Raw genomic sequence first — 20,971 nt, 5'->3', positions numbered from 1 at the left:
CGGCACGCACCGTCCCATTAAATAGTCAGACGGGAGTAAATAAAGCATGCCTAAGTATCGTTCCGCCACCACCACCCACGGCCGCAACATGGCTGGAGCCCGCGCGCTGTGGCGCGCCACCGGGATGACCGACGCCGATTTCGGCAAGCCGATTATCGCCGTGGTCAACTCCTTCACCCAGTTCGTACCGGGCCACGTGCATCTGCGCGATCTCGGCAAGCTGGTCGCCGAGCAAATTGAAGCCTCCGGCGGGGTGGCGAAAGAGTTCAACACCATCGCGGTCGATGACGGTATCGCGATGGGGCACGGGGGCATGCTCTATTCACTGCCGTCTCGCGAGCTGATCGCCGACTCGGTGGAGTACATGGTGAATGCCCACTGCGCCGATGCAATGGTATGTATCTCCAACTGCGACAAAATCACCCCGGGGATGCTGATGGCCTCCCTGCGCCTGAACATTCCGGTGATCTTCGTCTCCGGCGGCCCGATGGAAGCGGGTAAAACCAAGCTTTCCGATAAAATCATCAAGCTCGATCTGGTCGATGCGATGATCCAGGGCGCGGACCCGAAGGTTTCCGACGAGCAGAGCGACCAGGTGGAGCGCTCCGCGTGTCCGACCTGCGGCTCCTGTTCCGGGATGTTCACCGCCAACTCCATGAACTGCCTGACCGAAGCGCTGGGCCTGTCTCAGCCGGGCAACGGCTCCCTGCTGGCAACCCACGCCGACCGCAAGCAGCTGTTCCTCAACGCCGGTAAACGCATCGTTGAGCTGACCAAGCGCTACTACGAGCAGGACGACGCCAGCGCGCTGCCGCGCAATATCGCCAGCAAAGCCGCGTTTGAAAACGCCATGACCCTGGATATCGCCATGGGTGGCTCCACCAACACCGTTCTGCACCTGCTGGCCGCCGCGCAGGAAGCGGAAATCGACTTCACCATGAGCGATATCGACAAGCTGTCCCGCAAGGTGCCGCAGCTGTGTAAGGTCGCGCCAAGCACCCAGAAGTACCACATGGAAGACGTACACCGTGCGGGCGGCGTGCTGGGCATTCTGGGCGAGCTGGACCGTGCGGGCCTGATGAACCGTAACGTGAAAAACGTGCTCGGCCTGACGCTGCCGGAGTCGCTGGACAAATACGACGTGATGCTGACCAAAGACGAAGCGGTGAAGAACATGTTCCGCGCGGGCCCGGCTGGTATTCGCACCACGCAGGCGTTCTCCCAGGACTGTCGCTGGGATACGCTGGACGACGATCGCGCCGAAGGCTGCATCCGCTCGCTTGAGCACGCCTACAGCAAAGACGGCGGTCTGGCCGTGCTCTACGGTAACTTTGCGGAAAACGGCTGCATCGTAAAAACCGCGGGCGTGGACGACAGCATCCTGAAATTCACCGGTCCGGCCAAAGTCTACGAAAGCCAGGACGATGCGGTCGAGGCCATCCTCGGCGGCAAAGTGGTGGAAGGCGACGTGGTCGTGATCCGCTACGAAGGGCCAAAAGGCGGTCCGGGGATGCAGGAAATGCTCTACCCGACCACCTTCCTGAAATCGATGGGCCTCGGCAAAGCCTGCGCCCTGATCACCGACGGCCGTTTCTCCGGAGGGACGTCCGGCCTCTCTATTGGCCACGTGTCACCGGAAGCGGCGAGCGGCGGCAACATCGCCATCATCGAAGACGGCGACCTGATCGAAATCGACATTCCGAACCGCGGCATCCAGCTGAAGCTGAGCGACCAGGAAATCGCGGCGCGCCGCGAAGCGCAGGAAGCGCGCGGTGATAAAGCCTGGACGCCGAAAGATCGCCAGCGTGAAGTCTCCTTCGCTCTGCGCGCCTACGCGAGCCTTGCCACCAGTGCAGATAAAGGCGCGGTGCGCGATAAATCGAAGCTTGGGGGCTAACGATGGCCGAGTCACAACCCTTATCCGCCGCCCCCGAGGGGGCGGAATATCTGAGGGCGGTGCTGCGCGCGCCGGTCTATGAGGCCGTGCAGGTCACGCCGCTGCAGAAAATGGAAAAACTCTCTTCGCGCCTCGACAACGTCATTCTGGTGAAGCGCGAAGACCGTCAGCCGGTGCACAGCTTCAAGCTGCGCGGCGCCTACGCGATGATGGCCGGGCTGACCGACGAGCAAAAAGCGCGCGGTGTGATTACCGCTTCCGCGGGCAACCACGCGCAAGGCGTGGCGTTCTCGTCCGCTCGCTTAGGGCTAAAAGCGCTGATCGTGATGCCGGTTGCCACGGCGGATATCAAAGTCGACGCGGTGCGCAGTTTTGGCGGCGAAGTGCTGCTGCACGGGGCCAACTTTGACGAGGCCAAAGCCAAAGCGATTGAGCTGGCGCAGCAGCAGGGCTTTACCTGGGTGCCGCCGTTCGATCACCCGATGGTGATTGCCGGGCAGGGCACGCTGGCGCTGGAGATGCTACAGCAGGATGCGCATCTTGATCGCGTCTTCGTCCCGGTTGGCGGCGGTGGCTTAGCCGCGGGCGTGGCGGTGCTGATCAAACAGCTGATGCCGCAGATCAAAGTCATCGCCGTTGAAGCGGAAGACTCCGCCTGCCTGAAGGCGGCGCTGGATGCGGGGCATCCGGTGGACCTGCCGCGCGTCGGGCTGTTTGCCGAGGGCGTGGCGGTGAAGCGCATCGGCGATGAGACGTTCCGCCTGTGCCAGGAATATCTCGACGATATCGTCACCGTCGACAGCGACGCGATCTGCGCGGCGATGAAAGATCTGTTCGAAGACGTACGCGCCGTCGCGGAGCCGTCCGGCGCGCTGGCGCTGGCGGGAATGAAGAAATACATCGCGCAGCACAACATTCGCGGCGAGCGGCTGGCGCACGTGCTTTCGGGCGCTAACGTCAACTTCCACGGCCTGCGCTACGTGTCCGAACGCTGCGAGCTGGGCGAACAGCGTGAAGCGCTGCTTGCGGTGACCATTCCGGAAGAGAAGGGCAGCTTCCTCAAGTTCTGCCAGCTGCTGGGCGGCCGTTCGGTGACGGAGTTTAACTACCGCTTTGCCGATGCCAAAGACGCGTGCATTTTTGTCGGCGTGCGCCTGAGCCGTGGCCTCGAGGAACGCAAGGAGATCCTCAGCCTGCTGCACGAGGGCGGCTACAGCGTGGTCGATCTGTCAGACGATGAAATGGCAAAGCTGCACGTGCGCTACATGGTCGGCGGGCGTCCCTCGAAGCCGCTCAAGGAACGCCTGTTCAGCTTCGAGTTTCCGGAATCACCGGGCGCGCTGCTGAAGTTCCTGCACACGCTGGGCACGCACTGGAACATTTCGCTGTTCCACTACCGCAGCCACGGCACCGACTACGGCCGCGTGCTGGCGGCGTTCGAACTGGGCGAGCACGAGCCGGATTTCGAAACGCGGCTGAACGAATTGGGCTATGAGTGCCACGACGAAACCCATAACCCGGCGTTCAGGTTCTTCCTGGCGGGTTAGCGAATCACCCTAATGTCGTACCAGAACGTGAAAATCATAGCGACTGTCTTGGCAGGTAAGGGCTATCGACCAGGACAGTCTCTTGATGGGTTAACCCGTTAATAATATGCAGGGCGCTCTGACGGCCTATTTCATAGTGCGGTAACTGCACGGTGGATAACGGCGGCAGAAAGAGATCGCCCGTCCCCACCATATTGTCGTACCCCAGCACGGCGACATCCTGCGGGATCTTAAGTCCCCTGGTCAGTAACGCCTGATAGACCACAAAAGCGATACGATCGTTACCGCAAATAATGGCGTCAAACCGGCGCTCCGATCCGGTCATAAAGCGATTCACCAGCTTCGCGGCGTCCAGATAATGTTTGTCTCCTTCCGGCAGGTAGTGATGGACGAGCCGCTGGGTGTCGACGCCATATTCCCTGCAGGCTCGTTCAATGCCCGCCCGACGTCGCTGGCTGACGACCAGCTCCTTCGGCAAATGAATGCACAGCGGTTTTCGATATCCTGCTTCCAGCACTGCTTTCATCCCCGCGTATTGCCCGTTTTCATCATCAGGGATGTAGCTGGCCACTTCCCCCGTGAGGCTTTCACAGTTCGCCAGTACGCAGGGAAGGGTGCGCAGCTTTTGCGGAATGGGAACCTGGCGCAGGCCCATTGTGGTGTAGATGATGCCATTAGGCCGATGGGAGAGCAGCAGATCGACGATCTTGTCGGGATTGTCGTCAGAGAACATGTTGACCTGAAAGCTGTTCCAGCCGTGGGCGCGCGCGGTTTCTTCTATCGATAACGTAATCTCGACGGAAAATGGCGTGGTGGTGGTGTCTAACGCCAGCACGCCGATGGTATTTAGCGTAGATTTTGCCCCGCGGATTTTGCGCGCCGAGATATCAGATACATAGTTCAGCTCGTTTACCGCCGCCATAACCCGCTCGTAGGTGTCCTTTTTCAGCCGCTCGGGTTCATTAAGGGCGCGTGAAACCGTCATCAACGATACGTTTGCCAGCTTTGCCACGTCTTTCAATGACGCCATGATGAAAATCCGTCCCGATCTAAAAATGCGAAGGCGCTAACAATACCGCAATGTTAACGTTAACTTTTGTGATTAACATCGCAAGCACGACAAAGGCTGCATGATTGCCAGAAATGTTAACGTTATCTTTTTGTGCAGAGGGCCGAATCGTATCAGGCGGCGCATCAGATAACTTTGAGGGCGGTGGATGAAGATGGAATCGTTATTGCAGGCAGCAAATAGCGTTATTAAAGAAAATCAGAAAGAGGTAAAACGACGCTGGTATCCCGAATACCATCTTGCTCCCCCGGTTGGCTGGATGAACGACCCCAACGGCCTGACGTGGTTCAACGGCTATTTCCACGCGTTCTATCAGCATCACCCCTCGTCGCCCGAGTGGGGACCTATGCACTGGGGGCACGCTCGCAGCCGGGACATGGTGCGATGGGAGCATCTGCCCGTCGCGCTCGCGCCGGAAGGCCCGGAGGATCGCGACGGCTGCTTTTCCGGGTCTGCCGTGGTAGCGGGTGAAAAACTGGCGCTGATTTACACCGGCCATAAGTTCCACGGCCAGCCCGTCGATGAAAATCTTTATCAGGTGCAATGCCTGGCGATCAGCAGCGATGGAGTCACCTTTCATCGGGAAGGAATGGTGTTGGATACACCCCAGGGCCTGCATCATTTCCGTGACCCAAAGGTGTGGCGCGAGAAAGAGGCCTGGTACATGGTGGTTGGCGCGAAAAAACAGGGCAAGGGCGAGGTACAAATTTATCGCTCTGCGGATTTACGTCATTGGGACGTTGAAAGCGCTATCGCAGGCGAGGCGATTTGCAGCGCTTACATGTGGGAATGTCCGGACCTTTTCCCGCTCGGCGATAAGCACATCCTGATGTTCTCTCCTCAGGGCATTGCGGCGGAAGGCTACCGCTATCGCAATCTCTTCCAGAGCGGCTATGTGGTGGGCCGCTGGCAGCCGGGAGAGACCTTTGCCCCAGAAGGCGCGTTTCAGGAGCTTGACCACGGGCATGATTTTTATGCGCCGCAAAGCTTTACCACGCCTGACGGGCGCCGCGTGATCATGGCATGGCTTGCCATGTGGGAATCTGTGATGCCGGAAAAAGCAGACGGATGGGCAGGGATGCTGTCGTTGCCGCGTGAGCTGACGTTGTCTGAGGATGGACGGGTTTGCCAGCATCCGGTTAAAGAGCTGGAAGCGCTGCGCGGCACCTGCGAGCAATGGCAGCCAGCAAAGCTTCAGCAGCAGACGATGATCCTGAAGGAACACGTCCGGGCGATGGAAGTGCAGATCGAGTGGGATACCTCATCCAGCGATGCCGAACGTTACGGGCTTTCCCTGGGCAGCGGCGCTCGCATTTATGTGGATAACCAGTCGCAGCGCATTGTTCTCGAGCGGCATTATCCTGAGCACAACATCAGCGGTTACCGCAGCGTGCCCCTTCCTGAGGGCGATCTTTTACGCTGGCGGTTGTTCATCGACAGCTCATCGTTCGAGCTCTTTATCAATGCGGGGGAATACACGATGAGCAGTCGTATTTACCCGTCGGACGCCGATCGCCAGATGGCATTATTTAGCCACTCAGGTAACGCCACTGTGCGTCACGCCTGCGCATGGCCATTAAGCGCTGAGGGGCAGTCATGAGAATCTGGGCGCTCGGTGACGGCGTAGTGGATTTACTGCCGTTTGAAAATATGAAGTTTGAAGCCTGTGCGGGTGGCGCGCCGGTGAATGTTGCCGTAGGCGCCGCGCGGCTGGGCTGTGAGAGCGGTTTTATCGGTCGCGTAGGGAATGATCCCTTTGGCCATTTTTTGCATCGCAGCCTGACGGCATTCGGCGTGAATACCCGACAGATGCAGTTTGATGAAAAACATCACACCAGCACCGTGGTCGTGTCCTTAAACGACGACGGGGAACGTCAGTTTGATTTTCTGGTGAGCGCCTCGGCGGACCGCTATCTGACGCGGGACGCTCTGCCGGACTTCGGCGCTGATATCTTACACTTTTGCTCCCTCGCGCTCGCGGCTGAAACCTGCCGGAATACGCTTGAACGGGCAATAGCGAATGTTCGTCGCGCAGGCGGCGTGGTGAGCTTTGATATCAACCTGCGTGAGCAGATGTGGAGCGATGCCGGGGAGATGTTCAATACCATCCAGGCAAAGGCGCTCGAGGCCGATGTGCTGAAACTCTCTGAGGAAGAGTGGTACTGGCTGACCGGCAGTCACGATTTCACCACCGCGTTAGCCAGGCTGGAAGCTTATCCTGCCCGCTTAAAGCTGGTGACCTACGGTGCGCAGGGCACGCTGGTTATCTGGCAGGGCAGAGCCTTTCATTTCTTCGGCTTTCGCGTTGAGAGCATTGATACTACAGGGGCGGGTGATGCGTTCATGGCCGGCGCGCTGAGCGCCCTTTCCCGTTCAGGCTGGCCGGAGACGTTTGAGGAACTGGCCGCGTTGGTCACTCAGGCTAGCGCCTGCGGCGCACTGGCGACAACGCAAAAAGGGGCGCTCACCGCCATTGCGGATCGACAACAGCTTGATTTATTCCTGCAATCTTCCCCGGAGCTGGAGGTGGAAAGCAAAGGTTAACCATCTCCGATAACGCGCTTTGCGGTGATGATGAATGACGGCTCTCTCCTGGTAATCGGTATGAGGTGGGCACCTGTTCCCTGAAAAATGGGTGGCTCACCCTGAATGTATAGCGCAACGAAAGCTCATTGGACTTTGTCTCCTTATGGCAGGATGAAAAATGGAAACAAGCATGCTGTTCAGTAATAGAAAATATTTTGGCGCATCAGGATATCTGCTTTTCTTTTTTGGTGCCTGGTCGCTGTGGTGGTCTTTTTATGCGATTTGGTTGAAAACAAAAATTGGGCTCAGCGGTGAAGAGTTAGGTTTGCTTTATTCCGTTAATCAATTCTTCAGCATGATTTTTATGATTGGATATGGATTTATCCAGGATAAATTAGGGATCGGGAAAACGCTAATCTGGCTGATGAGTATAGTGCTGGTTCTGACCGGGCCCTTTCTGATCTATGTTTATGAGCCATTGCTGTCATCCAGCTTTACGCTGGGCATGTTCGTCGGCGCGATTTTCTTTGGCTTAGGATTTCTGGCGGCATGCGGATTAATCGAGAGTTACGTTGAAAAGCTAAGCCGCCTGTTCAGCTTTGAATTTGGCACCGCACGTCTTTGGGGAAGCGTTGGCTATGCCGTGGGGACATTAATTGGCGGGATCTGCTTCAGCATCAACCCCCATATCAATTTCTGGGGCGTTTCGGTGATGGGCGTTTGCTTCCTGTTCATCAACATCGTGCTCAAGTCAGACGTGCCGCGTCGGCATGCGGGGCAGGGCAATGTTGTCAGAACGCAGGACTTTTTGTCCATCTTTAAGGATAAGCAGTTCTGGTTCTTTGTGATTTTCGTGATTGGCACCTGGTCATTTTATAATATCTACGATCAGCAGATGTTCCCCGTATTTTACGCTGGCCTGTTTGATAATCCAGAGACGGGGGCGCGGGTTTATGGCTATCTGAATTCTGTGCAGGTTATTATGGAAGCCGTTGGAATGGCGCTGGTGCCTTTTCTGATTAATAGAATTGGTCCAAAGTCGGCGCTGCTATTGGGCGGAATGATTATGGCCTGCCGTATTTTAGGATCGGCCATTTTCTCGGATATTTACATCATCTCCTTTATCAAAATGCTTCATGCGATTGAAGTTCCCCTGTTTGTGCTGTCGGTCTTTAAATTCAGCGTAGCGAACTTCGATAAACGCTTTTCAGCGACGATCTATCTCGTCGGATTTAATATCGCAGGTTCGCTGGGCATTATCATGCTTTCATTGCCGATTGGGCGGCTGTTTGACAAAGTGGGTTACCATACAATATTCCTGATTATTGCCTCCGTCGTGATTGCGATGATTGTGCAGGGGTATTTTACGTTAAGTAAGAAATCACATAAAAAGGAAGAGATTCAGACGGTGTATGAGCCTTAACCTCCTCAGGAGAAGCGCAGGGCTTCTCCTGCCCGTCAGGCATTGTTATGGGTTTGAACGATCTTCCAGAACGCATCAATAAGCGGCTCATGCAGCCGCTTTTTTTGTGCGCACACGCCAAGCTCGAACGGCGTTTTTTCGTCGCTGCGCTCTAAAATCATGACGCGGTTGCGCACCGGCTCGGGGCTGTTTTCCAGCACCACTTCCGGCAGCAGCGCCACGCCGCAGCCCAGCGCCACCATCGATACCATGGCTTCGTGGCCGCCGACCGTGGCGTAAATGGACGGGTTGCTGATCTTCTGACGGCGGAACCACAGCTCGATGCGGCGGCGCACCGGCCCCTGATCGGCCATGATGAACGGCACCGTCGACCAGTCCGGCTTTTCCACCGAGACCTGATTACGCACCGGACAGGGCAGCGCGGGGGCGATCAGCACCACCGCGAGATTTTCCAGCATCGAGAACGCCACCGCGCCCGGCAGCGTTTCCGGCTTGCCCGCAATCGCCAGATCGGCTTCGCCCGTCACCACTTTTTCCATCGCGTCGGCGGCATCGCCCGTAGAGAGCTTAATTTCAACCGACGGATGCTCGGCGCGGAAGCGGTCGAGAATAGGGGGAAGATGGCTGTAGGCGGCGGTGACGGAGCAGAAAATATGCAGCTCGCCGGAAAGCGACGGCCCCTGCTGGTCGATGGTGTGCCGCAGCTGCTGATACTGCAGCAGCGTTTGCTGCGCAAAAACGCGCAGCTCTTCGCCCGCTTCCGTAAGCGTGACCGTGCGGTTATCGCGCACGAACAGCGGCTGGCCGAGGTCTTCCTCAAGGCGCTGGATCTGACGTGAGAGCGTGGAGGGGCTAACGTGCATGGCGCGCGCGCTGCGGCCAAAATGACGGCTTTCCGCCAGGTGCAGGAACATTTTCAGATCGCGTAAATCCACCGATTCCACTCCCTCTTTTTACATTGCAGAAATTGCAACTTGACGTTGTGAATATATCAATTTCCGCAATAAATTTCCTGTTGTAATGTGGGTACATTGTCGCTGAAAGGCGAACCGAACAATAAGACACACAACATCACGAGGTATCACCCATGGCTAACTACTTTAATACACTGAACTTGCGCCAGCAGCTGGCGCAGCTGGGCAAATGCCGCTTCATGGCGCGCGATGAATTTGCCGATGGCGCGAGCTACCTTCAGGGTAAAAAAGTGGTCATCGTCGGCTGTGGCGCACAGGGTCTGAACCAGGGCCTGAACATGCGTGACTCCGGTCTGGATATCTCCTACGCCCTGCGCAAAGAGGCGATTGCCGAGAAGCGTGCCTCATGGCGTAAAGCGACCGAAAACGGCTTTAAAGTGGGTACCTACGAAGAGCTGATCCCGCAGGCGGATCTGGTAGTTAACCTGACGCCGGACAAGCAGCACTCTGACGTTGTGCGTTCCGTACAGCCGCTGATGAAAGACGGCGCGGCGCTGGGCTACTCCCACGGCTTCAACATCGTTGAAGTGGGCGAGCAGATCCGTAAAGACATCACCGTGGTGATGGTGGCGCCGAAGTGCCCGGGTACCGAAGTGCGTGAAGAGTACAAGCGCGGCTTCGGCGTGCCGACGCTGATCGCGGTTCACCCGGAAAACGATCCGAAAGGCGAAGGCATGGCGATCGCCAAGGCGTGGGCGGCGGCTACAGGCGGCCACCGTGCGGGCGTGCTGGAATCTTCCTTCGTTGCCGAAGTGAAATCTGACCTGATGGGCGAGCAGACCATCCTTTGCGGCATGCTGCAGGCCGGTTCTCTGCTGTGCTTCGACAAGCTGGTGGAAGAAGGCACCGACCCGTCATACGCGGAAAAACTGATTCAGTTCGGCTGGGAAACCATCACCGAAGCGCTGAAGCAGGGCGGCATCACCCTGATGATGGATCGCCTGTCTAACCCGGCGAAGCTGCGCGCTTACGCGCTGTCCGAACAGCTGAAAACCATCATGGCGCCGCTGTTCCAGAAACACATGGACGACATCATCTCCGGCGAGTTCTCCTCCGGCATGATGGCGGACTGGGCGAACGACGACAAAAACCTGCTGACCTGGCGCGAAGAGACCGGCAAAACCGCGTTTGAAAACGCCGCGCAGTTTGACGGTAAAATCAGCGAGCAGGAGTACTTCGACAAGGGCGTGCTGATGATCGCGATGGTGAAAGCGGGCGTTGAGCTGGCGTTTGAAACCATGGTGGATTCCGGCATCATCGAAGAATCAGCGTACTACGAATCACTGCACGAGCTGCCGCTGATCGCGAACACCATCGCCCGTAAGCGTCTGTACGAGATGAACGTGGTTATCTCCGACACCGCCGAGTACGGTAACTACCTGTTCTCTTACGCCTGCGTGCCGCTGTTGAAAGAGTTCATGACCACGCTGCAGGCGGGCGATCTGGGCAAGGCGATTGCGGAAGGCGCGGTAGACAACGCGCAGCTGCGCGACGTGAACGATGCAATTCGCAGCCATGAAATCGAGAAGGTTGGCCAGAAGCTGCGCGGCTACATGACCGATATGAAGCGCATTGCGGTAGCGGGCTAAAAACCGAGTCGGGTGGCGCGAGCGCTTACCCGACCTACTTCCTGCATGTAGGCCGGGTAAGGCGACGCCGCCACCCGGCTTTTTATTTGCGATACAGCACTTTGATGATGTGGTAACCGAACTGCGTGTGCAGCGGGCCGGTTGGCTCCAGCACCGGGCAGGAGAAGACCACTTTATCGAACGCCGGAACCATCTGGCCCTGACGGAATTCGCCTAAATCACCGCCGCGTTTGCCTGACGGACAGATGGAGTGTTTCTTCGCCAGCTTGCCGAAGTCCGCGCCATTTTTGATCTGCTCCAGAAGATCCAGAGCCAGTTTTTCTTCCTTAACAAGGATATGCACTGCTGCTGCCATTTTTGCCATGATCGTGCCTTGAGTGGTATGGATGAGGCTGGCTATACTACCACGCTGTTATTTCCCCCTCCCGACTTTCATTGAGTGATCATTTATGCGTTTAAACCCCGGACAACAACAAGCCGTCGAATTTGTCACCGGACCTTGCCTGGTGCTGGCGGGCGCGGGTTCCGGTAAAACGCGCGTGATCACCAACAAGATCGCCCACCTGATCCGCGGCTGCGGCTATCAGGCGCGCCACATTGCGGCGGTAACCTTTACCAACAAAGCGGCGCGCGAGATGAAGGAGCGCGTCGGCCAGACGCTGGGGCGCAAAGAGGCGCGCGGCCTGATGATCTCCACCTTCCACACGCTGGGGCTGGATATCATCAAGCGCGAATACGCGGCGCTGGGGATGAAATCGAACTTTTCGCTGTTTGACGATACCGATCAGGTCGCGCTGCTTAAAGAGCTGACCGAGGGGCTACTCGAGGATGACAAAACCGTTCTGCAGCAGCTGATCTCGACGATCTCCAACTGGAAAAACGATCTGATGACGCCAGCCCAGGCGGCGGCGATCGCCAAGGGCGAGCGGGATCGGATCTTCGCCCACTGCTACGGCCTGTACGACGCGCACATGAAAGCGTGCAACGTGCTGGATTTTGACGATCTGATCCTCCTGCCAACGCTGCTGCTTCAGCGCAACGAAGAGGTGCGCGAGCGCTGGCAGAACAAGATCCGCTATCTGCTGGTGGATGAATATCAGGATACCAACACCAGCCAGTACGAGCTGGTAAAGCTGCTGGTGGGAAGCCGCGCGCGCTTTACCGTGGTCGGCGACGATGACCAGTCCATCTACTCCTGGCGCGGCGCGCGTCCGCAAAACCTGGTGCTGCTGAGCAAAGATTTTCCGGCGCTGCAGGTGATCAAACTGGAGCAAAACTACCGCTCGTCGGGGCGCATCCTGAAGGCGGCGAATATCCTGATCGCCAATAACCCGCACGTGTTTGAAAAACGCCTGTTCTCCGAGCTGGGCTACGGCACCGAGCTAAAGGTGCTTAGCGCGAACAATGAAGAGCACGAGGCGGAGCGCGTGGCCGGCGAGCTGATCGCCCACCACTTCGTCAATAAAACCGAATACAAAGATTACGCGATCCTCTATCGCGGCAACCACCAGGCGCGCGTCTTTGAAAAGATGCTGATGCAAAACCGCATCCCGTACAAAATTTCCGGCGGCACGTCGTTCTTCTCGCGCCCTGAAATCAAGGATCTGCTGGCCTATCTGCGCGTGCTCACTAACCCGGATGACGACAGCGCGTTTTTGCGCATCGTGAATACGCCGAAGCGTGAAATTGGTCCCGCGACGCTGCAAAAGCTGGGCGAATGGGCGATGACGCGCAGCAAAAGTATGTTCACGGCCAGCTTCGACATGGGCCTGAGCCAGACGCTGACCGGGCGCGGCTACGACAACTTAACCCGCTTCACCCACTGGCTCGGCGAAGTGCAAAGGCTGGCGGAACGCGAGCCGGTGGCGGCGGTGCGCGACCTGATCCACGGCATCGACTACGAGTCATGGCTCTATGAAACCTCGGCCAGCCCGAAAGCGGCGGAAATGCGCATGAAAAACGTTAACCAGCTGTTCAGCTGGATGACGGAGATGCTCGAAGGTTCGGAGATTGACGAGCCGATGACCCTCACCCAGGTCGTCACCCGCTTTACCCTGCGCGATATGATGGAGCGCGGCGAGAGCGAGGAGGAGGCCGACCAGGTTCAGCTGATGACCCTTCACGCGTCAAAAGGCCTCGAGTTCCCGTACGTCTATCTGGTGGGAATGGAAGAGGGTTTGCTGCCGCATCAGAGCAGCATCGATGAAGATAACGTCGACGAAGAGCGCCGCCTGGCCTACGTGGGGATCACCCGCGCCCAGAAGGAACTGGTGTTTACGCTGTGCAAAGAGCGCCGGCAGTATGGCGAGCTGGTGCGCCCGGAGCCGAGCCGCTTCCTGCTGGAACTGCCGCAGGACGATCTGATTTGGGAGCAGGAGCGCAAGGTGATTACGGCCGAAGAGCGGATGCACAAAGGCCAGGCCAACGTGGCGAACATTCGCGCGATGCTGGCAAAAGCGAAAGAGAAGGGATAAATCAGAAGGGCTTGTAGGCCGGGTAAGCGCAGCGCCACCCGGCAACGTTCAGCGTATTACTTCACTTCCAGTACCCAGTGCACGTAGCTTTGCCATTGGCACTCTTGTTCGATCAGCTCCGCACCCAGCGGATGACTCTCTCGCCAGTTTCCCGGCAGCGTCAGGATCAGCTTCTCGTCTTCCACCGTCAGCGTCGTCGCGGGCAGCAGATCGTCCCGACGACGGCTGGCAAACAGGATCGCCAGGCGCAGCAGGCGGCAAAGATGCTCGGCCACGCGCGGCGGCACGGCGTTCTGCTGATGCAGTGAAGAGAGATCAACGGCGTTGGTCTGGTTCAGCAGCAGCGTTGCCAAAAGCTTTTTTTGCGCGGGCGTATAGCCCGGAAGGTCGAGGTTTCGCACCAGATAAGCGGCGTGAGCAGGGGCTTGTTTAAAATCGATGCTCAGCCCGACTTCGTGCAGCGCACAGGCGCTTAACAGAAGATCGCGGCTTAACGGCTCGATATCCCAGCTTTTTTCCACCTGATCGGCGAAGAGCGAGGCCAGCTGGCTGACGCGTCCCGCCTGATCGGTATCCACCATAAAGCGGCGCTGAACGTTACGCAGCGTGCGGCTGCGGATGTCCTGATCGACTGACAGATGCAGCATCCCGTAGACCAGACCTTCGCGCAGCGCGCCGCCGGCCAGCGTCATGCACTGAATGTTCAGCTCGGTGAAAATCGCGATAAGAATCGCGAGCCCGCTTGGGAAAACCAGCGCCCGTTCGAGCGTCAGGCCTTCAATTTCCAGCTCTTCCAGACGGCCACACTGAATGGCACGCTGCTTAAGCTGCTGGAGTTTGGCAAGCGTGATGCGCTCGTCCATCCCCTGCGCCATCATGATTTCCTGCAAAGCCTGCACGGTACCGGAGGCACCCACGCAGGCCTTCCAGCCGTGGTAGCGCAATTCGTCCATCACCGGGCGCAGCACGTCGCGCGCGGCTTTTTCCGCCTCGTCGAAGTTTTCCTGAGCCAGATTGCGATCGGTAAAATAGCGCTCAAGCCAGGTGACGCAGCCCATCGACAGGCTAAACAGCGAGGTCGCCTGCGCGCCCGTGCCGGTAACCAGCTCGGTGCTTGCTCCGCCGATATCCACCACCAGACGGCGATCGTCACCGCCCGTGGTGTGCGCAACGCCCTGATAAATCAGGCGCGCTTCTTCTTCACCGCTGATGACCTGCACCGGACAGCCCAAAATTTCCTGCGCTTTGGCAATAAAATCGACGGCGTTAACCGCCAGCCTGAGCGTCGCCGTGGCGACAACGCGGATTTGCGCGTGGGGGATATCCTGCAGACGTTCGGCAAAAAGGCGGAGACACTGCCAGCCGCGTTCCATGGCTTCTGGCGAGAGATGATTATCGCTGCTCAGGCCCGCAGCGAGGCGGACCTTGCGCTTGATGCGCGTCAGCGTTTGTATGCTCCCGGCCACCTCGCGCACAACCAGCATATGAAAACTATTAGAACCGAGATCGATTGCTGCATAGAGCGAGGTAGAACTCATACACTTCATCCTTCACGCTGCCTCATCGTTGGCTGCGCCCGCTCACCCCTGTCACTTACTGAAGAAAGCTCCAGGAGATTCGCAGACTTACCGCCTTGATGCATCGTGAATGATTGTGTGTATGGCATATTTTTTAACCTGACCGACGACGATTACGCGGCGCGCCGCCTGAACGACGCGGGCCATTGCCGGTGCGTGGGCGGGTAAGGCGCTTCGGCGGCGGCAGTTCGCTCAACAGGGCATCCGGGTTGTACTTGCTCTGCGGAATTGAGTGGCCGATGTAGGTCTCAATGGCAGGCAGGTTCAGGGCATACTCTTCACAGGCGAGGCTGATTGAGTGGCCGCTGGCACCAGCACGACCGGTACGGCCGATGCGGTGAACGTAATCTTCGCAGTCATCCGGCAGGTCGTAGTTAAAGACGTGCGTTACGGCAGGAATATGCAGGCCGCGCGCGGCAACGTCGGTCGCCACCAGAATATCAAGGTCGCCACGGGTAAATTCGTCGAGGATACGCAGGCGTTTTTTCTGCGCAACGTCGCCGGTCAGCAGGCCAACGCGGTGACCGTCGGCAGCCAGATGGCCCCAGATGTCTTCGCAGCGGTGCTTGGTGTTCGCAAAGATGATGGCGCGATCCGGCCACTCTTCTTCGATCAGCGTTTGCAGCAGACGCATTTTCTCTTCGTTAGACGGATAGAAAAGCTCTTCTTTAATGCGGTGGCCCGTTTTTTGTTCCGGCTCCACTTCGACGTACTCGGCGTTGTTCATCTGCTCAAACGCCAGTTCGCGTACGCGATAAGAAAGGGTTGCGGAGAACAGCATGTTCAGGCGCTGGTTTGCCGCAGGCATACGGCGGAACAGCCAGCGGATGTCTTTGATGAAGCCCAGATCGTACATACGGTCTGCTTCATCCAGCACCACGACCTGGATTGCGCCGAGGTTGATATGATTCTGTTTTGCGTAGTCGATGAGACGGCCAGTGGTGCCAATCAGGATATCTACGCCGCTTTCCAGCACTTTCAGCTGCTTATCGTAGCCGTCGCCGCCGTAGGCCAGGCCCAGTTTCAGCCCGGTGGATTGTGCCAGAGGCTCAGCGTCTGCGTGGATCTGTACCGCCAGTTCTCGCGTTGGAGCCATAATGAGCGCACGCGGTTGGTTAACTTTGCGGTCTGCAATCGCTGGATGAGAAAGTAAATAATGAAACGTTGACGTTAAGAACGCCATCGTTTTGCCAGTACCGGTTTGCGCCTGCCCTGCAACATCGCGACCGGCCAGCGTAAGCGGCAGCGCGAGGGCCTGAATGGGCGTGCAGTTATGAAACCCTTTATTTTCAAGGGCTTCGATCACCTTAGGGTGCAGGGCGAAGTCGGAAAACTTCTGTTCTGTTAAATGTGTTTTGCTCATAGTGTGGTAGAATATCAGCTTACTATTGCTTTACGAAAGCGTATCCGGTGAAATAAAGTCAACCTTTAGTTGGTTAATGCGACATCAACACGTCGTTGATGAGGGCGAAACCAACGCACCAGGCTTATTCCTGTGGAGTTATATATGAGCGATAAAATTATTCACCTGACTGACGACAGTTTTGACACGGACGTGCTTAAGGCTGACGGGCTGACCCTCGTCGATTTCTGGGCTGAGTGGTGTGGTCCTTGCAAAATGATCGCCCCGATTCTGGATGAAATCGCTGACGAATATCAGGGCAAACTGACCGTTGCTAAACTGAACATCGACCAGAACCCGGGCACTGCGCCGAAATACGGCATCCGCGGTATCCCAACCCTGCTGCTGTTCAAAAACGGCGAAGTGGCGGCGACCAAAGTGGGCGCACTGTCCAAAGGTCAGCTGAAAGAGTTCCTGGACGCTAACCTGGCGTAAGGTTTCTCGGCTGCGCGTCCAGAGCGCCAAAATGATGTGGATCTCTGGACGCCCGGCTTTAGTCGTGCTAAGTTAGCTATGACTTCGTTTTAAACATACCTTGTTGTTTGAATCTTGTTTTACCCGATACTTCCCGTTGTTGCTGTAAACAGTGCGTGAAGTTGCTAGATTCCGGGCTTGTCACTCAATCCGTCTTGTCGTTTCAGTTCTGCGCTCTTTCCCTGTGACCAGGCAGCGAACAGACATGAGTTGATGGCCGCTAAACAGGCATGGATGACCCTGCCATACCATTCACAACATTAAGTTCGAGTATTACCCCGAGTTTAAGAACCCACACCATTATGAATCTTACCGAATTAAAGAATACGCCGGTTTCTGAGCTGATCACTCTCGGCGAAAATATGGGGCTGGAAAACCAGGCTCGTATGCGCAAGCAGGACATCATTTTCGCCATCCTGAAGCAGCATGCTAAGAGTGGCGAAGATATCTTTGGCGACGGTGTGCTGGAGATATTGCAAGACGGATTTGGTTTCCTCCGCTCTGCAGACAGCTCCTACCTCGCCGGCCCTGACGACATCTACGTATCCCCCAGCCAAATCCGCCGTTTCAACCTCCGCACTGGTGACACCATTTCAGGTAAGATTCGTCCTCCTAAAGAGGGTGAACGCTACTTTGCGCTGTTGAAAGTTAACGAAGTTAACTACGACAAACCGGAAAACTCGCGCAATAAGATCCTGTTTGAGAACTTAACCCCGCTGCACGCAAACTCTCGTCTGCGTATGGAGCGTGGTAATGGTTCCACCGAGGACTTAACGGCTCGCGTGCTGGATCTGGCGTCTCCGATTGGTCGTGGCCAGCGTGGTCTGATTGTGGCACCGCCAAAAGCAGGTAAAACCATGCTGCTGCAGAACATCGCGCAGAGCATCGCTTACAACCACCCAGACTGCGTGCTGATGGTGCTGCTGATCGACGAACGTCCGGAAGAAGTGACCGAGATGCAGCGTCTGGTGAAGGGCGAAGTGGTTGCTTCTACCTTTGACGAACCGGCATCTCGCCACGTTCAGGTTGCGGAAATGGTTATCGAGAAGGCCAAGCGCCTGGTTGAGCACAAGAAAGACGTGATCATCCTGCTCGACTCCATCACCCGTCTGGCGCGTGCGTACAACACCGTGGTTCCGGCCTCCGGCAAAGTGTTGACCGGTGGTGTGGACGCGAACGCCCTGCATCGTCCGAAGCGTTTCTTCGGCGCGGCGCGTAACGTGGAAGAGGGCGGCAGCCTGACCATCATCGCAACGGCGCTGATCGACACCGGTTCTAAGATGGATGAAGTGATTTACGAAGAATTTAAAGGTACAGGCAACATGGAACTGCACCTGTCTCGTAAAATTGCTGAAAAACGCGTCTTCCCGGCTATCGACTACAACCGTTCCGGTACCCGTAAAGAAGAGCTGCTCACCACTCAGGAAGAGCTGCAAAAAATGTGGATCCTGCGCAAAATCATCCATCCAATGGGCGAAATCGACGCAATGGAATTCCTCATTAATAAACTGGCGATGACCAAAACCAACGACGATTTCTTCGATATGATGAAGCGCTCGTAACGCAAATAATCCCAGTAAACGCCACGTTTTTACGTGGCGTTTTTTATTTATGGGCTATACGCTATTACCACAGACTCCCATTTTCGAACGGTCGATGAGAGAATACGCCGGTTTGAACAATCAAAGAAATAATTGATTGAAAAATATACAAAGGGAGTAGTAAAGGCGAGCTTTATTCCTTCTGAGGCAGCGGCTTCATGGTTATACTTCCGGGACTAACATTTGTTGAGAGCAATCCATTGTGAATCTACTCACTGCAGTTACTGAGCTGATCAGTATTTTTTTATTCACAACCTGTTTTTTGTTCATTGCGCGCAAGGCGGCAAAAAGAATCGGGTTGGTGGATAAGCCTAATTTCCGTAAACGTCATCAGGGCCTCATTCCACTGGTTGGGGGGATTTCAGTTTACGCGGGCATCTGCTTCACGTTCGGTATTGCTGATTATTATATTCCGCACGCGGCGCTTTACCTCGCGTGTGCGGGCGTGCTGGTGTTAGTCGGCGCGCTGGACGATCGCTTCGATATTAGCGTCAAAATCCGCGCGACCGTTCAGGCCGTGATTGGCGTCGTGATGATGGTGGTTGGCGGTCTTTATCTCCGAAGCCTGGGCTACGTCTTCGGCCCGTGGGAGCTGGTACTCGGACCCTTTGGCTTCTTCCTGACGCTGTTTGCCGTCTGGGCAGCCATTAACGCCTTCAACATGGTTGACGGTATTGACGGTTTGCTGGGCGGGCTCTCTTCCGTCTCGTTTGGCGCAATCGGCATTATTTTGTGGTTCGACGGTCAGTACAGCCTGTCGATGTGGTGTTTCGCCATGATTGCCGCCATCCTGCCTTACATCCTGCTGAACCTTGGCGTGCTGGGTCGCCGCTATAAAGTGTTTATGGGCGATGCGGGCAGTACCCTGATTGGGTTCACCGTTATCTGGATTTTGCTCGAAACGACGCAGGGAAAAACGCATCCCATTAGCCCGGTGACCGCGCTGTGGATCATCGCCATTCCGCTGATGGATATGGTGGCCATTATGTACCGCCGCCTGCGTAAGGGCATGAGCCCGTTCTCCCCGGACCGTCAGCATATTCACCACCTCATCATGCGTGCGGGCTTCACCTCACGTCAGGCGTTTGTGCTCATTACGCTGGCGGCCGCTATTCTGGCCGGTATTGGCGTCGCGGCCGAATATCTGCACCACTTCATTCCAGAATGGGTAATGTTGGTATTATTCTTGCTTGCATTTTTCCTTTACGGTTACTGCATTAAGCGCGCATGGAAAGTGGCGCGGTTTATTAAACGCATAAAACGAAGGATGCGTCGGAACAGTGGCAACAACACAACATTAACTAAGTAAACCGGGACTATGATGACTCAACCGTTGGCGGAAGCGAAATCAGTAGTGACAGAAAATGAACTCGATATTCGTGGTTTGTTTCGCGTGTTATGGAGAGGCAAGCTGTGGATTGTAGGGATCGCGCTGGGCTTTGCGCTGCTTGCGCTGGCCTATACCTTCTTTGCAAAACAGGAGTGGAGCGCCACGGCGATCACAGACCGGCCAACGGTGAACATGCTCGGGGGATTCTACTCCCAGCAGCAGTTCCTGAATAATCTGGACATCAAGGCGAACCTCGCCACGCCGGACCAAAACTCCGTGATGGACGAGTCCTACAAAGAGTTCGTTATGCAGCTGGCCTCCTGGGATACCCGCCGCGACTTCTGGTCCCAGACGGACTACTACAAGCAGCGCATGTCCGGAAACAGCAAGGTCGATGCGGCGCTGCTGGATGACATGATCAACAACATCCAGTTTATGCCCGGCGATGCGCTGCGCAACGTTAGTGACAGCGTGAAGCTGATCGCGGAAACCGCGCCGGACGCCAACAACCTGCTGCGCCAGTACGTTGCCTTTGCCAGCCAGCGCGCGGCGAGCCATCTGAACGATGAGCTGAAAGGCGCATGGGCTGCCCGCACCATTCAAACGAAAGCCCAGGTAAAACGCCAGGAAGAGGTCGCGCAGGCCATTTTTGCTCGCCGCGTACACAACCTTGAGCAGGCCCTGAAGATTGCTGAACAGCGTAATATCTCTCGTAGCGAAACGGACGTGCCGTCTGAAGAGCTGCCGGATTCTGAAATGTTCCTCCTGGGCCGTCCGATGCTTCAGGCGCGTCTGGAGAATCTCCAGGCGGTGGGCCCTGATTTCGACCTCGATTACGACCAGAATCGCGCCATGTTGAACACCCTGAACGTGGGGCCAACGCTCGACCCGCGTTTTCAGACCTATCGGTATTTAAGAACGCCTGAAGAACCTGTAAAACGCGATAGCCCGCGTCGCGCATTCCTGATGATCATGTGGGGTATTGTGGGTGCACTGGTTGGCGCTGGCGTGGCGTTAACGCGTCGTCGCACAAGCTAAGAACGCCGTCTACGGTGAAGGCTCCGGCCTTCATCGTCCAATCGAAGAGA

At 56.6% G+C, this 20,971-nt stretch carries 16 protein-coding genes; 11 read left to right on the top strand and 5 right to left on the bottom strand.

The window, feature by feature from the left end; all coding sequences use genetic code 11:
- Positions 1-46 precede the first annotated feature (46 nt).
- Both ilvD and ilvA read left to right on the top strand, forming a co-directional pair.
- On the top strand, positions 47-1,897 hold the full coding sequence (gene ilvD / locus AB8804_RS18085) for a dihydroxy-acid dehydratase (RefSeq protein WP_371188617.1): 1,851 nt from the start codon (positions 47-49) through the stop codon (positions 1,895-1,897).
- Positions 1,898-1,899: 2 nt separating this feature from the next.
- Positions 1,900-3,444, top strand: coding sequence for a threonine ammonia-lyase, biosynthetic (gene ilvA, locus AB8804_RS18080; protein WP_371188615.1), 1,545 nt, complete (start codon positions 1,900-1,902; stop codon positions 3,442-3,444).
- 34 nt (positions 3,445-3,478) lie between these two features.
- Here the strand turns inward: ilvA and AB8804_RS18075 are convergent, their stop codons facing one another.
- Positions 3,479-4,474, bottom strand: a complete 996-nt coding sequence (locus AB8804_RS18075; protein ID WP_371188613.1) for a LacI family DNA-binding transcriptional regulator — start codon at positions 4,472-4,474, stop codon at positions 3,479-3,481.
- A gap of 193 nt (positions 4,475-4,667) precedes the next feature.
- Here AB8804_RS18075 and AB8804_RS18070 point away from each other — a divergent pair, with 193 nt between their 5' ends.
- From AB8804_RS18070 to AB8804_RS18060, 3 genes are all read left to right on the top strand, one after another.
- The gene (locus AB8804_RS18070) at positions 4,668-6,113 is read left to right on the top strand and encodes a glycoside hydrolase family 32 protein (RefSeq protein ID WP_371188611.1); all 1,446 of its coding nucleotides are present in this window, start codon (positions 4,668-4,670) and stop codon (positions 6,111-6,113) included.
- Complete coding sequence (locus AB8804_RS18065; RefSeq protein ID WP_371188609.1) at positions 6,110-7,057, top strand: aminoimidazole riboside kinase; 948 nt, start codon at positions 6,110-6,112, stop codon at positions 7,055-7,057. Before AB8804_RS18070 ends, AB8804_RS18065 begins: the two co-directional genes overlap by 4 nt.
- A gap of 160 nt (positions 7,058-7,217) precedes the next feature.
- Entirely contained in the window at positions 7,218-8,462 is a 1,245-nt protein-coding gene (locus AB8804_RS18060) for an oligosaccharide MFS transporter (RefSeq protein ID WP_371188607.1), read from the top strand.
- Positions 8,463-8,497: 35 nt separating this feature from the next.
- On the opposite strand, the gene ilvY is transcribed toward AB8804_RS18060, so the two are convergent.
- On the bottom strand, positions 8,498-9,397 hold the full coding sequence (gene ilvY / locus AB8804_RS18055) for an HTH-type transcriptional activator IlvY (protein WP_371188605.1): 900 nt from the start codon (positions 9,395-9,397) through the stop codon (positions 8,498-8,500).
- Between the two features lie 152 nt (positions 9,398-9,549).
- Here ilvY and ilvC point away from each other — a divergent pair, with 152 nt between their 5' ends.
- On the top strand, positions 9,550-11,025 hold the full coding sequence (gene ilvC, locus AB8804_RS18050) for a ketol-acid reductoisomerase (RefSeq protein WP_010436674.1): 1,476 nt from the start codon (positions 9,550-9,552) through the stop codon (positions 11,023-11,025).
- Between the two features lie 82 nt (positions 11,026-11,107).
- Here ilvC and ppiC read toward each other — a convergent pair whose 3' ends face one another.
- Positions 11,108-11,389: a peptidylprolyl isomerase PpiC gene (ppiC, locus tag AB8804_RS18045; protein ID WP_112012647.1), complete on the bottom strand. Its 282-nt coding sequence runs from the start codon at positions 11,387-11,389 to the stop codon at positions 11,108-11,110.
- An 85-nt stretch (positions 11,390-11,474) separates the two neighbouring features.
- Here ppiC and rep point away from each other — a divergent pair, with 85 nt between their 5' ends.
- A complete protein-coding gene (gene rep / locus AB8804_RS18040; protein ID WP_371188602.1) occupies positions 11,475-13,499 on the top strand; it encodes a DNA helicase Rep in 2,025 nt (674 codons plus the stop codon).
- Between the two features lie 56 nt (positions 13,500-13,555).
- Here rep and gppA read toward each other — a convergent pair whose 3' ends face one another.
- Complete coding sequence (gene gppA, locus AB8804_RS18035) at positions 13,556-15,037, bottom strand: guanosine-5'-triphosphate,3'-diphosphate diphosphatase (protein WP_371188600.1); 1,482 nt, start codon at positions 15,035-15,037, stop codon at positions 13,556-13,558.
- A gap of 133 nt (positions 15,038-15,170) precedes the next feature.
- Positions 15,171-16,439, bottom strand: coding sequence for an ATP-dependent RNA helicase RhlB (rhlB, locus tag AB8804_RS18030; RefSeq protein ID WP_371188598.1), 1,269 nt, complete (start codon positions 16,437-16,439; stop codon positions 15,171-15,173).
- A 144-nt stretch (positions 16,440-16,583) separates the two neighbouring features.
- Between rhlB and trxA the strand changes: the two genes are divergently transcribed.
- The 4 genes from trxA to wzzE all read left to right on the top strand — a co-directional run bounded on the left by trxA (position 16,584) and on the right by wzzE (position 20,921).
- On the top strand, positions 16,584-16,913 hold the full coding sequence (trxA, locus tag AB8804_RS18025; protein WP_004386384.1) for a thioredoxin TrxA: 330 nt from the start codon (positions 16,584-16,586) through the stop codon (positions 16,911-16,913).
- 341 nt (positions 16,914-17,254) lie between these two features.
- Entirely contained in the window at positions 17,255-18,514 is a 1,260-nt protein-coding gene (gene rho / locus AB8804_RS18020) for a transcription termination factor Rho (RefSeq protein WP_001054528.1), read from the top strand.
- Positions 18,515-18,755: 241 nt separating this feature from the next.
- The gene (gene wecA, locus AB8804_RS18015; RefSeq protein ID WP_371188591.1) at positions 18,756-19,862 is read left to right on the top strand and encodes a UDP-N-acetylglucosamine--undecaprenyl-phosphate N-acetylglucosaminephosphotransferase; all 1,107 of its coding nucleotides are present in this window, start codon (positions 18,756-18,758) and stop codon (positions 19,860-19,862) included.
- Positions 19,863-19,874: 12 nt separating this feature from the next.
- Entirely contained in the window at positions 19,875-20,921 is a 1,047-nt protein-coding gene (wzzE, locus tag AB8804_RS18010; protein ID WP_371188589.1) for an ECA polysaccharide chain length modulation protein, read from the top strand.
- Positions 20,922-20,971: the final 50 nt, after the last annotated feature.

This window comes from Enterobacter sp. KBR-315C3_2022, from assembly GCF_041399425.1.
Lineage (GTDB): Bacteria > Pseudomonadota > Gammaproteobacteria > Enterobacterales > Enterobacteriaceae > Enterobacter.
This window is presented reverse-complemented; position numbering and strand designations above follow the sequence as displayed.

Excerpts from the sequence above, each read along its gene's own strand:
- ilvD (WP_371188617.1), top strand. The coding sequence starts at position 47 with ATGCCTAAGTATCGTTCCGCCACCACCACCCACGGCCGCAACATGGCT.
- ilvA (WP_371188615.1), top strand. The coding sequence starts at position 1,900 with ATGGCCGAGTCACAACCCTTATCCGCCGCCCCCGAGGGGGCGGAATAT.
- AB8804_RS18075 (WP_371188613.1), bottom strand. The coding sequence starts at position 4,474 with ATGGCGTCATTGAAAGACGTGGCAAAGCTGGCAAACGTATCGTTGATG.
- AB8804_RS18070 (WP_371188611.1), top strand. The coding sequence starts at position 4,668 with ATGGAATCGTTATTGCAGGCAGCAAATAGCGTTATTAAAGAAAATCAG.
- AB8804_RS18065 (WP_371188609.1), top strand. The coding sequence starts at position 6,110 with ATGAGAATCTGGGCGCTCGGTGACGGCGTAGTGGATTTACTGCCGTTT.
- AB8804_RS18060 (WP_371188607.1), top strand. The coding sequence starts at position 7,218 with ATGGAAACAAGCATGCTGTTCAGTAATAGAAAATATTTTGGCGCATCA.
- ilvC (WP_010436674.1), top strand. The coding sequence starts at position 9,550 with ATGGCTAACTACTTTAATACACTGAACTTGCGCCAGCAGCTGGCGCAG.
- ppiC (WP_112012647.1), bottom strand. The coding sequence starts at position 11,389 with ATGGCAAAAATGGCAGCAGCAGTGCATATCCTTGTTAAGGAAGAAAAA.
- rep (WP_371188602.1), top strand. The coding sequence starts at position 11,475 with ATGCGTTTAAACCCCGGACAACAACAAGCCGTCGAATTTGTCACCGGA.
- gppA (WP_371188600.1), bottom strand. The coding sequence starts at position 15,037 with ATGAGTTCTACCTCGCTCTATGCAGCAATCGATCTCGGTTCTAATAGT.
- rhlB (WP_371188598.1), bottom strand. The coding sequence starts at position 16,439 with ATGAGCAAAACACATTTAACAGAACAGAAGTTTTCCGACTTCGCCCTG.
- trxA (WP_004386384.1), top strand. The coding sequence starts at position 16,584 with ATGAGCGATAAAATTATTCACCTGACTGACGACAGTTTTGACACGGAC.
- rho (WP_001054528.1), top strand. The coding sequence starts at position 17,255 with ATGAATCTTACCGAATTAAAGAATACGCCGGTTTCTGAGCTGATCACT.
- wzzE (WP_371188589.1), top strand. The coding sequence starts at position 19,875 with ATGACTCAACCGTTGGCGGAAGCGAAATCAGTAGTGACAGAAAATGAA.